Below are 14,205 nucleotides of genomic sequence, written 5' to 3' on the forward strand. Positions count from 1 at the left end.
TCAGGTGTCCTTCCGGAGAGCGCCGGCGATGGCCGCCCTGTCGTCGTCGGTCAGCGGCCGCAGGCCAGAGGTCAGCGCGACGTCCTGCTCCCAGAAGGCGCGGAGGGAGACCAGGCGGCCGTCGGAGTCAACGCGGTAGTCCACGCCGATGTCGATCTCCATGATGCTGGAGCCCATATGCGTGCGCATGGTGCCGATGCACAGTAGTTCGTCGCCGGCGGCGATCCCGCGGTCGAAGCGGAACTCGATGTGGTCCGGGGTGGCAACGGCCTTCTCCCAGAACTCCAACAGCCGCTGGGTACCGCGGTGGCCGATGCCCTCGGCGTCGAACATCGACGGACCGACGGGGTCCTCGATGCAACCCTCGGGCGACCATCCGGCGAGCCAGGCGTCACGGTCACCGGCGTTGGTCGCGGCCCACGATCGGCGGGCGGCGGCGTAGGCCGGACTCGCCAGGGCGGCCTCGCTCAACTCGAGCGGCCGGTACTGGCCGGTCTCGTCCAGGTAGGGGTTGTTCATCACATACGCTCCGTTCCCACGACCCACATCGAGAAGTACTGGGAACCCCCGCCGTAGGCGTGCCCGAGGGCCCTTCGGGCATCGGGGATCTGGTGCTCGTCGGCGCGATTCATCACCTGGCGGGCCGCTTCGGCGAACCGCAGCATGCCCGAGGCGCCGATCGGGTTGGAGCACAGGACGCCGCCGGACGGGTTGACGGGCAGCGAGCCGTCGCGCGCAGTGGCGCCGGATTCGGTCATGCGCCAGCCCTCGCCCGGTTCCGCGAACCCGAGACTCTCCAGCCACATGGGCTCGAACCACGAGAACGGGACGTAGATCTCGGCGGCGTCGATCTCCTCGGCCGGGTTGGTGATCCCGGCCTCGGCCCACAGAGCGGCCGCGGCATCGCGGCTGGCCTGCGGGTTGGCGTAGTCGCGTCCGGCGAAGGTGCCCGGCTCGGTGCGCAGGGCGGTGGCGTGGATCCAGGCGACCTGGCGGCCGTCGGACTCCATGGCCTCGGCGGCCTCGGCGTCGCCGATCACGATCGCGCACGCGCCATCGGAGGACGGGCAGGTCTCGTCGAAGCGGATCGGGTCCCACAGCATCTGGCCCTCGAGCACCGTGTCGACGGTGATGTCGGGCTGCTTGAGGTGCGCGTACGGGTTGATGGAGCCGTTGAGCCGGTCCTTGACCGCGACCATGGCGCCCACGTGCTCCGGGGCGCCGGTGCCCCGGATGTAGGAGCGCACGTGCGGGGCGAAGTAACCGCCGGCGCCGGCGCCGACCGGTGCGGTGAACGGCACGGGCAGCGACAGGGCCCACATGGCGTTGGACTCGGACTGCTTTTCCCACGCCACGGCCAGCACGCGGCGATACCGCCCCGACTGGACGTGGGAGGCGGCCACGATCGCGGTGGATGCGCCGACGGAGCCGGCGGTGTGCACGCGCAGGAGCGGCTTGCCCACGGCGCCCAGGGCGTCGGCCATCATCAACTCGGGCATCATGACGCCCTCGAACAGGTCGGGGGCCTTGCCCACGATCACCGCGTCGATGTCGTCCCAGCCCACTCCGGCATCGGCCATGGCGGCGTCGATGGCCTCGCGGCAGAGGCCGGCCATGGAGACGTCGGTGCGGCGGGAGACGTGGTGGGTCTGACCGGTGCCGAGCACGGCGGCGGGCAGGCCGGAGCTGTGGGCGCTCATTCGGCGCGTCCTTCCAGGAGGCAGATGAGGTTCTGCTGCAGCAGATGGCCGCTGGTCGCGTGGGCCAGGGCGCGCTCGGTGGCTCCGGACCAGATGGCCTCGGCGGCGTAGCCGATGCGCTCGAGCCCCGCCGAGAACAGCGGGTCGGCGACCAGCGAGCCGCCCGACGGGGTCACCACGACGTCGCTGGGCAGGTCCAGCGCCGCGCGGAGGAGCAGTTCCTGGTGCGTGTACTGGGTGTGCAGCTCGGCGACGCCGACGCCGCCGAGGTCGGGACGATCCGACGACGACGAGCCGCTCGCCCGGACCGCGGCAGCACGGGCTGAGGGCGAGTCCGTGAGATCGCGCGCCCCGAACTCGGCGGAGTCGGCGATGTGCTCGATCCCCGAGATGTAGGCCGGGTCGGCGACCAGTTCGCGGGCGCAGTCGCCGGAGGCGAGGATGATCGCGGCGGCGCCGTCGGTGACGGGCGGGCAGTCGTGGCGGCGCAGCGGGTCGGCGATGTACGGCTCGTCCAGGAGCTCAATGGCGTCCCGGCCGTGTGCGCGGCCGGCGACGGCGGCCATCTCGGCCTCCGACCAGCGCCCGGCGTCGATGCCGGACCGGGCCTGCAGCGCGGCCACATGGTGGCGGCCCGGCCACAGCGGGGCAACGGTGTAGGGGTCGAGCTGCAGCGCGAGCGCGGTGTCGAGGTCGGTGCTGGCCGAGGCCTTGCCGAAGCCGTAGACCAGCGCGGTGTCGGCGTGACCGGCGGCGATCTTGAGGTAGGCCTCGAACAGCGCCCAAGCGGCGTCCATCTCGACGTGCGATTCGGAGATCGGCGGCACGGCGCCGATCGAGTCGACGGCGGAGATGAAGGAGAAGGCGCGGCCGGCCAGGTAGTCGGACGAGCCCGAGCACCAGAACTCGATGTCGGTGCGGTCGAGGCCGGTCTGCCGGTAGCACTCGGCGAAGACCGGGGCGAGCATCTCGACACCGTTAGTGGTGCCGAACGTGGACTCGGAATGGCGGGCGTGGGCGAAACCGATGACGGCCACGTCCCTGGGAGCACTGTGGGTCACGAGGTGTCCTCTACAGGTGTGCGGCGACGGTGACGGGATCGGTGTCGGGCTCACCGCTGGGTTCGAAGTGCGTGATGGCCTTCATGGACGCGGGCCGCTCGGACTCCGGCGCCCACACCGCGCGCACGCGCATCCCGATCCGCACCGCGGAGGCCTCGCAGCCCAGGACGAGGTGCTGGACGGGCACGTCGGAGCCGTCGAGCAGGATGTAGGCCGTGACGTACGGGGGCGTGATCTCCTGCCCCGCGAACGGCACGTTGACGATGCCGAACGTGGTGACGGTCCCGGTGTCGGCGACCTCGATGTACTCGCCCATGGCCACCCCGTCGGACGGGCAGTAATCGCGCGGCGGGACGTAGACCTCGGGGCCGTTGGAGCGGCGGCGCCCCAGCACCCGGCCCTCCACGATGGCGCGCAGGAACTCGCTCTCCGCGGGCGCGGCCGTGTGGGTGACCGCTAGGCCGATGGGCGTGACGACGCCCGAGACGGGCTCGGCAGCAGCGGGTTCGGCGGTAGCGGGCTCGGCGGGGGTGGGCTCGCCGTCAGTGGGCGGGGCGTCGGTGGCGGCGGTGTTGTCGTCGTCGTCTCCCTCGGGGACCACGCACGCGATGTCGTGGACGTCGCCACGTCGCTCGGCCGCCCACCGCACGCGCACGCGCATTCCGGTGCTGACGGCCTCGTGACCGTCGGCGGCCAGGGGGAGGAGCATGGCGGTGTCCGCGCCGTCGAACCGCACGAGCGCCCAGGCGAACGGGGTGTCGAGCGGGTTGACGTCGGTGGGGTCGGGAACCCAGGTCCAGGCGACGACGACGCCGCCGACCCCGTCGCCCGAGCCGACCTCCGCTGTCTCGGTGAGCGGCGCCCGCGTATGCGGGTCGAACTCGACCGGCGGGACGTGCACGGTGCCCCGGGAGTCGCGGGTGCCCGCGATGCGGCGGTCGCGGAGGCCGGTGAAGAACGCTCCCAGCACGGGGCCGGTCGACCTGGTGTAGTCGAAGGACGGCGTGAGCGAGGCGGACAGCACGGGCTTGTCCGGCGAGGTGATATCGACAACGATCCTTCTGAACGTCACGGCCGTAAGTAGAACACGTTCCACCGTAGCCTGTGCGGCTTTCCGTGGAGTGCGTCGCGCGAATCCGGAGGCGTGGGTCACACTGTGTCCATGAAATTCGCCTTGCAGCTCGGATACTGGGGCGCGCAGCCGCCCACCAATCACGCCGACCTCGTGGTGGCCGCGGACAGGGCGGGGTTCGACACCGTCTTCACCGCAGAAGCCTGGGGTTCCGACGCGTTCACCCCGCTGGCCTGGTACGGCTCACTCACCGAGAACATCCGGTTGTCGACCGCCGTCGTGCAGCTCTCCGCCCGTACGCCCACGGCCACCGCGATGACCACCATGACGATCGACCACCTGTCCGGCGGGCGCTTCTGCCTGGGGCTGGGTGTCTCGGGGCCGCAGGTGGTGGAGGGCTGGTACGGGCAGGCGTTCGCCAAGCCGCTCGCCCGGACCCGCGAGTACATCGACATCATCCGCAGGGTCCTGCGCCGCGAGGAGCCCGTGACCTCCGACGGCCCCGCCTACGCGCTGCCCTACCAGGGGGCGGACGCCTCCGGCTTCGGTAAGCCGCTCAAGTCGATCCTGCATCCGCTGCGTGAGGACGTGCCCATCTGGCTGGGCGCCGAGGGGCCCAAGAACGTGGCCTTGGCCGCCGAGATCGCCGATGGCTGGCTGGGCTTCCTCGCCTCGCCGCGCACGGCGTCCGAGTTCAACTCCTGGCTCGATGAGGGCTTCGCCCGTCCCGGCGCGCGGCGCACCCGCGAGGACTTCGAGGTGGCGTTCCTGTGCCAGCTGCACATCACCGATGACCGACGCGGCGTGATCGACGCCTACAAGCCGTTCACCGCGCTGTACGCCGGCGGCATGGGGGCCGAGGAGAAGAACTTCCACGCCGAGGCGTTCCGCAGGATGGGGTTCGCCGAGGATGTGGACCGCATCACCGAGCTGTTCCGCGCCGGCCGCAAGGACGAGGCCGCGGCCGCCGTGCCGGACGAGATGGTGGAGGCCACGGCGATCATCGGCGACGAGGCGCAGGTGCGCGAGCAGATCGCCGAGTGGGAGGCCGCAGGCATCACGATGCTCGTGGTGACCGCGCGGACGGTCGAGGAGATCGAGCGGATCGCGCAGCTGATCGACTGAGCGCAGCGGCGCCCGTCGCGCCCGCTCGCCCGGCCCCGCCTCCGGGCCTGACCGGCGTGCGCGCCCGGAGCCGCTGTGCCCTCAGTCCGGCTTGTCGGCCTTACGGAGCTGGCCGTCGGGACCGAAGGTGGCGGTGCCCATGCCGTCCCCGTGGATCAGGGAAACCGCGTACTCCGGTTCGCCGAGCGGGTCCGCGAACACGCTCACATGGCTCAGCCTCGCGCCGGACATGTCGAGTTCTTCCGGGGCCGACGCGATGGTCTGATCGATCACGGCCGAGTCGATATCGGCGATTCGGAAGGTCGTCGATTCGGTCCGGGAATGGAAACCCGACTGCGTCCACTCGCCTCCACGGAACTGGTAGCTCAGGCGCTTCCCGGGCTCGGCCGGGTCCTCGTACATGGCGCCGGCGCTGGTGCCGTGGATGCTGAAGGTGTCGAGGTCCAGGCCGGCGAACTCGATCTTCGCCGAGCTGATCACGCGCTCAATCCCCTCTGCGGTGTGGAGCGGGCCGGGGACCGAAGCGTGCTCCGTGGACGCGGGATTCGAGGGGGTGTCCGATACGGAGGCGGCGATCGCCCCGCCGGCGATCGCGAGCACCACCACCGCGACCGCGATCCCGATGGTCCATCCCCGCTTCGCGTGGCCGAGGTTTTCACGACGACGGGCATCCCGACCGGCGTACCCGGAGCCGGTGGCGGCGTTGTCGTCGTCATCGCCGTCTAATCCCAGGTCGTCGTCACCGCCGCGCAGGTCGGCCACGAGCGGGCGTAGCTCGTCGATGTACGTGGCCTTGGTGGCGGTCCGGATTCGCTCGAAGTGTTCGAAGTGGTCGAGCCGGCCCGCCGCGAAGGCCTCGTCGAGGGCCTGCTGGACGGCGGTGCGCTGGGCGTCGGATGCGCGGGTACGGTGCTTCGCCATGAGCGAGAGCGTAACCGCCGGGCCTGGTCAGATCATCTGGGAGCCTCGACCTCACGTTCCTGGCCGCCGAGGCCGAAGGTCGCCGTACCAAGCGAGCCGCGCGCAAACCGAATCGTCGGGGAGAAAGACCGCCACTAGAGTAGAACACGTTCTATCGTGAGGCGCATGAGTGCACCTACGCCAACCGTCCCCGCCGACGCCGGAATCCTGGATCCGCGGACCGGCGAGCACGTGACCAGCGTCTACCGCATCGCCGAGGCCGAGCCCGACCGGGTCGCCGTGATCGAGGGCGGCTCCGCTGACCAGTCCGGTCGCCAGGTGACCTTCGGCCAGCTCGCCGAGGCCGCGCACGGCTACGCGCGCGGCCTGCAGGACCTGGGCCTGAAGACCGGTGACTGCATCGTGCTGCTGGCGCCCAACTCGATCGAATTCCTCGAGGTCTACTACGCCGCGCTGGAGATCGGTCTCTACGTGGCGCCCGCCAACTGGCACCTCACCGGCCCCGAGGTCGCGTACATCATCGACAACTCCGGTTCGACCGTGTTCATCGCGGACCAGCGGTTCGCCGACGTCGCAGGAGTCGCCGCAGCCGAGGCGGGCCTCGACATGGCCCGCTGCTACGCGATCGGCGACGTCCCCGGATTTCGTCCGCTCGCCGAGCTGACCAGCCCGGCTGCGGGTGACGGGGCGGGGGAGGCCTCGTCGTCGTCGCTTCCCTCGGACCGCACCCTCGGCGCACCGATGCTCTACACCAGTGGAACCACCGGCCGCCCCAAGGGCGTGCGCCGGCCGCTCACCGGCGCGAGCCCCGACCAGGTGACGGTCCCCAACTACTACTTCTTCGCCGGCTTCAACATCCACGCGCCGGACAACGTCCACATCTGCGGCTCGCCGCTGTACCACACGGCCGTGCTGAACTTCGTCACCATCTCGCTCAACCTGGGCCAGGCCGTGGTGCTCATGGACAAGTGGACGCCCGAGGAGATGCTGCGGCTCATCGATGCGCAAGGGGTCACCCAGTCGCACATGGTGCCCACCCAGTTCTCGCGGCTGCTCGAGCTGCCCGAGGACGTGCGCGCGAAGTACGACGTGTCGAGCCTGCGCACGATCATCCACGGCGCCGCGCCCTGTCCGAAGCACGTCAAGCAGGCGATGCTCGACTGGTGGGGCCCGGTGCTCACCGAGTATTACGCCGGCACCGAGGGCGGCGGTTGCACCATCACCGGTGAGGAGTGGCTGCGCAAGCCCGGCAGCGTGGGCAGGCCGTGGACAACCACGACCTTGAAGATCCTCGACGACGACGGGAACGAGGTGCCCACCGGCGAGACCGGCAATGTGTACTTACAGATGCACGGCTCCAAATTCGAGTACCACCAGGACAAGGAAAAAACAGCGAAGACCTACGTCGGCGAGCTGTTCACCATGGGCGACATCGGGTACGTCGACGCCGACGGCTACCTGTTCCTGTGCGACCGCAAGAACGACATGATCATCTCCGGCGGCGTGAACATCTACCCGGCCGAGATCGAGTCCGAGATGACGCGCCACGAGGCGGTACGCGACGCTGCGGTGTTCGGGATCCCGCACAAGGACTGGGGCGAGGAGGTCAAGGCCGTCGTCGAGCTGGCCGAGGGCTTTACCGAGTCCGACGAGCTCAAGGCGCAGATCCTGAAGGGCCTGGCCGGGCGGCTGGCCAAGTACAAGATTCCGCGCACCATCGACGTGGTGGCGGAGCTGCCGCGCCAGGCCAACGGCAAGCTCATGAAGCGCACGCTCAAGGACCCCTACTGGGCGGACGCGAAGTACGGCCCCGAGCGGGCGGCGAGCCCTAGTCTGGACAAATGACCAGCACTCCCACCGCCCGCGACCTCACCCTCGCCCAGATCCTCGAGCGGCAGCGCCTGGCGTTCCTCGCTGACCCACAACCCGGAGCGGCAGTCCGCCGCGACCGGATCCACCGGCTCAAGCAGTTCGTCCTGGACAACGCCGCAGAGCTCACCGAGGCGATGCGCGAGGACTACGGCTCCCGACCGGAGACGTTCTCCACCCTCACCGACATCGCCTCCTCCATACCGGACCTCGACCACCAGCGGGCCCACGTGCGCAAGTGGATGAGGCCCACCCGTGTCTCGCGGGCGCTCGAGGCGGTCGGCTTCACACAGCAGGTCCGCCACGACCCCAAGGGTGTCGTCGGCATCATCGGGCCCTGGAACTTCCCGCTGTACCTGACGATCGTCCCCGCCGGGTCCGCCCTCGGCGCCGGCAACCGGGTGATGATGCGGCCGTCGTCCGTCACCGCGCGCACCACCGAGGTGCTGTGCCGGCGTGCACCCGAGTATTTCTCCGTGGACGAGCTCGCCGTCGCCGGCCCGGAGCACGGCCGCGGCTCGGACTTCTCCACCCTGGCCTTCGACCATCTGTTCTTCACCGGATCGCCGGGGGTGGGCAGGTCGGTGGCAGCCGACGCAGCGCGGAATCTCACCCCGGTGACGCTCGAGCTCGGCGGCAAGAACCCGGTGGTGGTGGACTCCAGTGCCGACGTCGACAGGGCCGCCCGCAGCATCGCCTCGGCCCGCATGGTCAACGGCGGTCAGGTGTGCATGTGCCCCGACTACGTGTTCGTCCCTCGCGACAGGCTCGACACGTTCTGCGACACCGTCCTCGACCAGTGGCGCGCCACCCTCCCCGCCATCGTCGGCAACCCCGAGTACACCTCGACCGTCAACGCGTCGAACTACGAGCGGATCGTCGGGCTCGTCGACGACGCCGTCGCCAAGGGCGCACGCCGACGCGACGCCGCACCGGCGGCCGAGCGGCTCCCCGACCCGGTGACCCGCAAGATCGCGCCGACCCTGCTCACCGGCGTCACACCGGACATGAAGATCGACTCCGACGAGGTGTTAGGCCCGGTCCTCACCGTCTTCCCCTACGACACGCTCGACGACGCGATCCGGTACGTCACCGACCGACCAAGCCCGCTGGTGTTGTACTGGTACGGGGAGAAGAACGAGCGCTTCGAGGTGGTCGCCGACCGGACGCGCTCCGGCAGCATCTACGGCAACGACTTCGGGGTCGGGATGGCCTCTTCCTCCATCCCCTTCGGCGGCGTCGGCAACTCGGGCATGGGTGGCTACCACGGTCACTATGGATTCCGAACGTTCACGCACGAGCGGGCGGTGGCGCTGCACTCGTTCGACGCCGACGTATCGCAGCTCATGGTACCGCCGTTCACACGGGGCAAGAGGCGGCTCGCCTCGGCGTACCTCGGCGCGATGCGGACGCGGACACGTCTGCGGTTGTAGCCCGGCTCAGGTGGTGGGCGACGCGGCACCGGCGCTCCACAGGGGGACCGTCAGCCGGAACGTGGTGCCCTCGCCCTCCACCGAGTCGAAGTCGAGGCCGCCGCCGTGCGCGTCGGCGATCGCCTGCACGATGTTCACCCCCAGGCCGGTCCCGGGGATCGAGCGGTGCTGGGAGGTGCTCGACCGGAAGAACCGGGTGCCGAGGTGTTCCTGTTCGGCCTCGGGGATGCCGCTGCCCGTGTCGGCGACCGTGATGGTGGCGACGTGCTCGTCGACGGTCAGGCCGACGGTGACCGATCCACCTCCGAGCGTGAACTTTATCGCGTTGCTGACGAGGTTGGTCACGGCCCGCTCCAGCAGGAGGGCGTCACCGATGACCTCGGCCGGCTCGACCTGCTCGACCAGCGCCAGGCCCGCGCGGTCGGCCGCGGGCTGCAGCGACTCGGTCACGTTCCCCACCACCTCGTCGAGGTCCAGCCGCTCGTGGGCGATATCGAGGTTCTGCGCCTCGATGCGGCTGAGGATCAGCAGGTCCTCGATGAGTCCGCGCAAGCGGTCGGCATTACGTTGGACCACCCCGACCAGGCGATGTTGCGCGCTCGTCAGCTCCCCGCGGTCGCCGTCGCAGAGCATCTCCGTGTAGCCCACGATCGACGCGAGCGGAGTGCGCAGCTCGTGACTGACCGTGGAGACGAATGCGTCTTTCTGCCGGTCCAGCTCCTCGAGCCTGCTGAGCTGCTCCTCGCGCCCGGCCTCATAGTCGTCCCGCGTGTCGAGCAGGGTGTTGAAGGCCTGGGCCAGCGCGCGTACCTCGGCCGGCCCGTCGTCGGTGCGCGCCCGGGTGCCCCGGCCGCCCACCGTGTCGAGTCGGGCCACGGCGGCCATCTCCTCGATGGGGTCGACGATCTCCTCGGCGGTCCGACGGGTCCCGCGGACGATGGCGAGGGCGGCGGCGAGGGTCATCGCGAAGGCCGCCGCCGAGCCGCCGACCAGCACCCAGGTCCGCAGGCCCCGCATCCGGACGCGCTCGTCGCTGGCGACGGTGTGGATCGAGTCCGCTGCCGCGATCATCTCGGAGAAGTCGGCCAGCGCGCTGACGAATCGCGCGCGGGCGGTCGGATCGTCGGCGGCCGAGTACCCTCCTCCATCCCCACGATCGAGTCGGCGTACGACCACCAGCTCGAGGACGAGGTGGTCAGCCTGGCCAGGGCGGGGGCGAACTCGGCGTCGTCGCCGATCAGCCGGTCCGACTCGGCGAGCGTCTCGTCGGAGTCGGCTTTGAGCGCCCGCAGTCGGTCCTCCGCCCCCGGTACGTCGTAGACGCGATCGATCCGCAGGTCGGACTGGGCCCACCGCATCGCCATCACCAGGTGGCTCGTGGTGTCGACGACCGGTGTGTAGACGGTGCTGGTGCGCTGCGAGAGCTGGTGCTGGAGGAGCAGCAGCAGCGGCCCCAGCAGCGCCACCACCACGACGAGGATCAGCATCTGGCGGCTCTTGTCGCGCAGGATCCGCGAGACCTCGGGCGCCTGCTTCTCGCGCGGGCTCATGACACCTTCTCGGTGCTGAATCCGCGGCGACGACCCGTCGTTGACGACGATTACTTCGTGGCGGTGGTATCGGAGGCCGAGGAGGGACCTGGCGGCCTCGACGACGCCGGCCTCCTCGTTGTAGGCGGGGACGACGACCGAGACCCCCGGCGCAGTGTGGCTGCCGAGCCGTTCGACACGACCGGAGTGACGACGACGACGCGTTCCCTGAAGTCGACGGCCGCGGCGATCACGAGCACCAGGTACGAGGAGCTGATGAGCAGGAAATAAACGAGGATGGGCCAGGCGATCACGTCGAGCAGCGTCGCGATCACCACGCGGAGGGTCTCGATCACGGGGTGGGCTCCTCCTCCTGTGAGGCGCGTTCCGGGTCGTCCTCGGCGGCCCGGCGGGCGGTCGCGGCCATCGCGTACAGGTCCGGCCTGCGGTCACGGATGCCGAGTGCGGTGACCGCGCCGAGCGAGGCGAGGGCCGCGAGGTCGGCGGGTGACGTGGCCGCGGTGTCGCGGACGCAGATCTCCGGCGGGAGCACGCCCTGCCGGAGGGTCTCGACGAGAACCTCGCGGCCGGTCCCTCCGAGGGAGGCCAGGGCGCCGGCGGCCAGGCGGACGGCCGCCGGTTCGCGGGGGCCAGTGCGCGGCCGAGATCGTCGATGACGCGAGCGTCGCCGATCACCCCGAGAGTGCGCGCGGCCGCCGCGCGGACCCGCTCGTCCCGGTCGGTGCGGAAGATCTGGAGGACCCTGGGCAGCAGCGAGGCCATGCCCCCACGCGAGGCGACGGTGGCGGCGACGTACCGCACGCCGGGGTCCGGGTCGTCGAGCCCGCGCCGGACCGCCTCGCGGACGTCGCGCACCGCGGTCGAGCGCACGGCCCGGTCGCGGTCGGAGATCATGCCGGCCAGCACGGGGGAGTACTCGGTGCGCCGGGTGGCGCCGAGGACCTGGGCGGAGCGGGCGCGGGTGGTGGCGGACCACGAGTGGACGCCGCGGAGCGCGCCCTCGACGGTGCCGTGCCGTTCGAGGATGTCGACCAGCGCGGTGGCGGCCCCGCCGCGGACCTTGCCGAGTAGGTCGAGGACCGCCCGGTCGACGACCCGCTCGCGGTATCTGCCGAGCTTCCCGAGCGCCTCGTCGTCGGGCTCCTCGTCTGCGGCGAGCGCCAGCAGACGCGGGCGGAGCGGCTCGAGAATGCGCGCGATACGGCGGCTGCGGCTGACCCGGGCGACGTGCGCCCAGATCATCACCACGACGAGTACACCGATCGCGGCGATGAGGGCCCACAGGGAGGCGGTGAGGACGCCGGAGGCGATCTCCGGCGCGAGGTCGTCGAGCAGGGAGGGCGAGGGGTCGTCGTAGGAGGGCAGCACGTTGTGGGTCCCGCGGGGCTAGCGCCCGAGCAGCGCGTCGACCCGGCGGAGCAGCTCCCGCGGACTGAACGGCTTGATCACGTAGTCGTCGGCGCCGGCGGCGAACCCCGCGTCGACCTCGGCGTCGCGGGCCCGGGCGGTGAGCAGCAGCGCGCGGCAGTCGGCGGGGCCCTCCCCGTCACGCAGCCGGCGCAGGACGTCGAGTCCGGAGAGCCCGGGCATCATGACGTCGAGGATCGCCAACGCCGGCTCGAAGCTCGTGATCGCCTCCAGGGCCTCGACCCCGTCCCGGGCCGCGCGTACCTCGTACCCGGCGTTGGAGAGTTTGAAGGCGACCAGCTCGCGGATGTCCTCGTCGTCGTCGGCGATCACTACCCGCGGTCCTGCGCCACTTATGTCCCCACCCTCGTTCGTCGACGATCGTCGAGTCGACCTTATAGGCAGGTATGGACACGGGTAGTCACTGTCCCCGGAACTCGGGCTTACGCTTCTCCGCGAAGGCCCGCGGGCCCTCCTTCGCATCGGCGGAGGCGAACACACGCCCGCCCACCTCGGCGTCGACCTCGAAGGCCTCCTCTTCGTGCATGCCCTCGGTCCGACGGATCGTCTCGATCATCCCCTGGACGGCGAGCGGGCCGTTGGCGGCGATGGCCTCGGCGATCTCCAGCGCCTTGTCCAGGACGGAGCCGTCGTCGACCACGTGGCCGATGAGGCCGAATCGCTCGGCCTCATCGGCGGACAGGTGACGGCCGGTCATGAGCACCTCCATCGCCACGGTGTACGGGATCTGGCGGACCAGGCGCACCGCGGAGCCGCCCAGGGGGTACAGGCCCCAGCGCGCCTCGGAGACACCGAACTTCGCCGACCGGCCGGCCACGCGGATGTCGGTGCCCTGCAGGATCTCGGTGCCGCCCGCGATGGCCGGGCCCTCGACCGCGGCGATCAGCGGCTTGCTCAACCGGCGCCCCTTGAGCAGCGCGGGAAGCTTCGTCAGATCCCAGCCACCACCGGCGAACTTGTCGCCAGGGGCGTCCTTGTTCATCGCCTTGAGATCAGCGCCTGCACAGAAGAAACCGCCCGCGCCGGTGAGGATGCACGCCCGGATGTCCGGGTCGGAGTCCACGAGGTCCCAGGCGGCCTCCATGCCACGCATCATCGGGCCCGACAGGGCGTTACGCGCCTCGGGACGGTTCATGGTGACTATCAGGACATGCCCACGCCGCTCCGTGAGCAGGTGCTGGTCCTCCGGGGTGACGGTCGTGGTCATGGGGCCTCCTGCGGGATCTCTTCAGGACGCGATCGAATGTAACCCACACCACGCGGGCGGAACAGGTTCTACTTTGGGGCCATGGCATACACCATCGGGGATCTGGTCGAGCACAGCGTGGACCGCGTACCGGACAGGCTGGTCCTCGTCCAGGGGGATCGGTCCCTCACGTTCAGGCAGCTGGAGGAGCGGGCCAACCGGCTCGCGCACCACCTCCAGTCCGTGGGGGTGGGACCGGACGACAAGGTCGCGGTCTACAGTCGCAACACCGTCGAAGCCGTGGAAGCCATGGTGGCGATCTTCAAGATCCGCGCCGTCATGGTCAACGTCAACTTCCGTTACGTGTCCGCGGAGCTCGAGTACCTGCTCGACAACTCCGACGCCGTGGCGGTGATCCACGAGCGGCGGTACTCGGACATCCTCGAGCAGACCCTGCCCCGGACGCCGGGCGTGCGGCACTGTCTGGTCGTCGAGGACGGCACCGACGGGCCCGACCCGGCCGCTCCCGAGGGTGTCACGGTCGCGCACTACGACGAGGCGCTGGCGGCGCAGTCACCGGAGCGCGACTTCGGTGAGCGGTCGGACGACGACATCTACATGCTCTACACCGGCGGCACCACGGGTTCGCCCAAGGGCGTGATGTGGCGTCAGAAGGACGTCTTCATGGTCCTCGGCGGCGGCATCGACTTCCTCACCGGCGAACGCGTCGCCGACGAGTGGGAGCTAGCTGTACTGACCACGGACGTTGTGTCACTGGTCGGCATGGCGGGCTGACATAAGGAAGACCTCCGTGTGAGGTGTGAAAGCGACAAAGCAACCACACTCACAACGGAGGTCTT

The 14,205-nt window shown here is 70.3% G+C and carries 13 protein-coding genes and 3 pseudogenes; 4 read left to right on the forward strand and 12 right to left on the reverse strand.

Features of this window, described 5'->3' with window-relative positions; all coding sequences use genetic code 11:
• Genes C3V38_RS09420 through C3V38_RS09435 form a run of 4 tightly spaced genes read right to left on the reverse strand, consistent with a single transcriptional unit; the run spans nucleotide 1 to nucleotide 3,833 of the window.
• Nucleotides 1-519, reverse strand: coding sequence for a nuclear transport factor 2 family protein (locus C3V38_RS09420; RefSeq protein WP_106385649.1), 519 nt, complete (start codon nucleotides 517-519; stop codon nucleotides 1-3).
• Nucleotides 519-1,700 (reverse strand): thiolase domain-containing protein, encoded by a 1,182-nt coding sequence (locus tag C3V38_RS09425; protein WP_106385650.1) that lies wholly within the window; start codon nucleotides 1,698-1,700, stop codon nucleotides 519-521. The genes C3V38_RS09420 and C3V38_RS09425 overlap by 1 nt, the downstream gene beginning before the upstream one ends.
• The gene (locus C3V38_RS09430; protein ID WP_106385651.1) at nucleotides 1,697-2,761 is read right to left on the reverse strand and encodes a thiolase domain-containing protein; all 1,065 of its coding nucleotides are present in this window, start codon (nucleotides 2,759-2,761) and stop codon (nucleotides 1,697-1,699) included. Before C3V38_RS09430 ends, C3V38_RS09425 begins: the two co-directional genes overlap by 4 nt.
• Nucleotides 2,762-2,771: 10 nt before the next feature.
• Complete coding sequence (locus tag C3V38_RS09435; RefSeq protein ID WP_254425938.1) at nucleotides 2,772-3,833, reverse strand: Zn-ribbon domain-containing OB-fold protein; 1,062 nt, start codon at nucleotides 3,831-3,833, stop codon at nucleotides 2,772-2,774.
• Between the two features lie 90 nt (nucleotides 3,834-3,923).
• On the opposite strand from C3V38_RS09435, the gene C3V38_RS09440 reads away from it, so the two are divergent.
• Nucleotides 3,924-4,958, forward strand: coding sequence for an LLM class F420-dependent oxidoreductase (locus C3V38_RS09440; RefSeq protein ID WP_106385653.1), 1,035 nt, complete (start codon nucleotides 3,924-3,926; stop codon nucleotides 4,956-4,958).
• Between the two features lie 81 nt (nucleotides 4,959-5,039).
• Here C3V38_RS09440 and C3V38_RS09445 read toward each other — a convergent pair whose 3' ends face one another.
• Complete coding sequence (locus tag C3V38_RS09445) at nucleotides 5,040-5,879, reverse strand: DUF1707 domain-containing protein (protein ID WP_106385654.1); 840 nt, start codon at nucleotides 5,877-5,879, stop codon at nucleotides 5,040-5,042.
• Nucleotides 5,880-6,044: 165 nt separating this feature from the next.
• Here C3V38_RS09445 and C3V38_RS09450 point away from each other — a divergent pair, with 165 nt between their 5' ends.
• A complete protein-coding gene (locus tag C3V38_RS09450; protein WP_174705774.1) occupies nucleotides 6,045-7,724 on the forward strand; it encodes an acyl-CoA synthetase in 1,680 nt (559 codons plus the stop codon).
• The gene (locus C3V38_RS09455) at nucleotides 7,721-9,181 is read left to right on the forward strand and encodes an aldehyde dehydrogenase family protein (RefSeq protein WP_106385656.1); all 1,461 of its coding nucleotides are present in this window, start codon (nucleotides 7,721-7,723) and stop codon (nucleotides 9,179-9,181) included. The genes C3V38_RS09450 and C3V38_RS09455 overlap by 4 nt, the downstream gene beginning before the upstream one ends.
• 6 nt (nucleotides 9,182-9,187) lie before the next feature.
• On the opposite strand, the gene C3V38_RS09460 is transcribed toward C3V38_RS09455, so the two are convergent.
• The 7 genes and pseudogenes from C3V38_RS09460 to C3V38_RS09475 form a co-directional block, all read right to left on the reverse strand.
• Nucleotides 9,188-10,252: a cell wall metabolism sensor histidine kinase WalK gene (locus C3V38_RS09460; protein WP_129591180.1), complete on the reverse strand. Its 1,065-nt coding sequence runs from the start codon at nucleotides 10,250-10,252 to the stop codon at nucleotides 9,188-9,190.
• On the reverse strand, nucleotides 10,249-10,731 hold the full coding sequence (locus C3V38_RS18075; protein WP_254425939.1) for a hypothetical protein: 483 nt from the start codon (nucleotides 10,729-10,731) through the stop codon (nucleotides 10,249-10,251). Before C3V38_RS18075 ends, C3V38_RS09460 begins: the two co-directional genes overlap by 4 nt.
• Nucleotides 10,732-10,809: 78 nt before the next feature.
• Nucleotides 10,810-11,016: pseudogene (locus C3V38_RS18080) on the reverse strand (hypothetical protein); the annotation flags it as partial.
• Between the two features lie 46 nt (nucleotides 11,017-11,062).
• A complete protein-coding gene (locus C3V38_RS18085) occupies nucleotides 11,063-11,263 on the reverse strand; it encodes a hypothetical protein (RefSeq protein ID WP_254425941.1) in 201 nt (66 codons plus the stop codon).
• A gap of 107 nt (nucleotides 11,264-11,370) precedes the next feature.
• Nucleotides 11,371-11,625: pseudogene (locus C3V38_RS18335) on the reverse strand (HEAT repeat domain-containing protein); the annotation flags it as partial.
• A 492-nt stretch (nucleotides 11,626-12,117) separates the two neighbouring features.
• A complete protein-coding gene (locus tag C3V38_RS09470) occupies nucleotides 12,118-12,471 on the reverse strand; it encodes a response regulator transcription factor (RefSeq protein ID WP_007632417.1) in 354 nt (117 codons plus the stop codon).
• A gap of 88 nt (nucleotides 12,472-12,559) precedes the next feature.
• The gene (locus C3V38_RS09475; protein WP_106385659.1) at nucleotides 12,560-13,366 is read right to left on the reverse strand and encodes a crotonase/enoyl-CoA hydratase family protein; all 807 of its coding nucleotides are present in this window, start codon (nucleotides 13,364-13,366) and stop codon (nucleotides 12,560-12,562) included.
• 81 nt (nucleotides 13,367-13,447) lie between these two features.
• On the opposite strand from C3V38_RS09475, the pseudogene C3V38_RS09480 reads away from it, so the two are divergent.
• Nucleotides 13,448-14,095, forward strand: a pseudogene (locus tag C3V38_RS09480) (AMP-binding protein); the annotation flags it as partial.
• Nucleotides 14,096-14,205: the final 110 nt, after the last annotated feature.

The organism is Dietzia sp. oral taxon 368 (genome assembly GCF_002999155.1).
GTDB classification, from domain to species: domain Bacteria; phylum Actinomycetota; class Actinomycetes; order Mycobacteriales; family Mycobacteriaceae; genus Dietzia; species Dietzia cinnamea.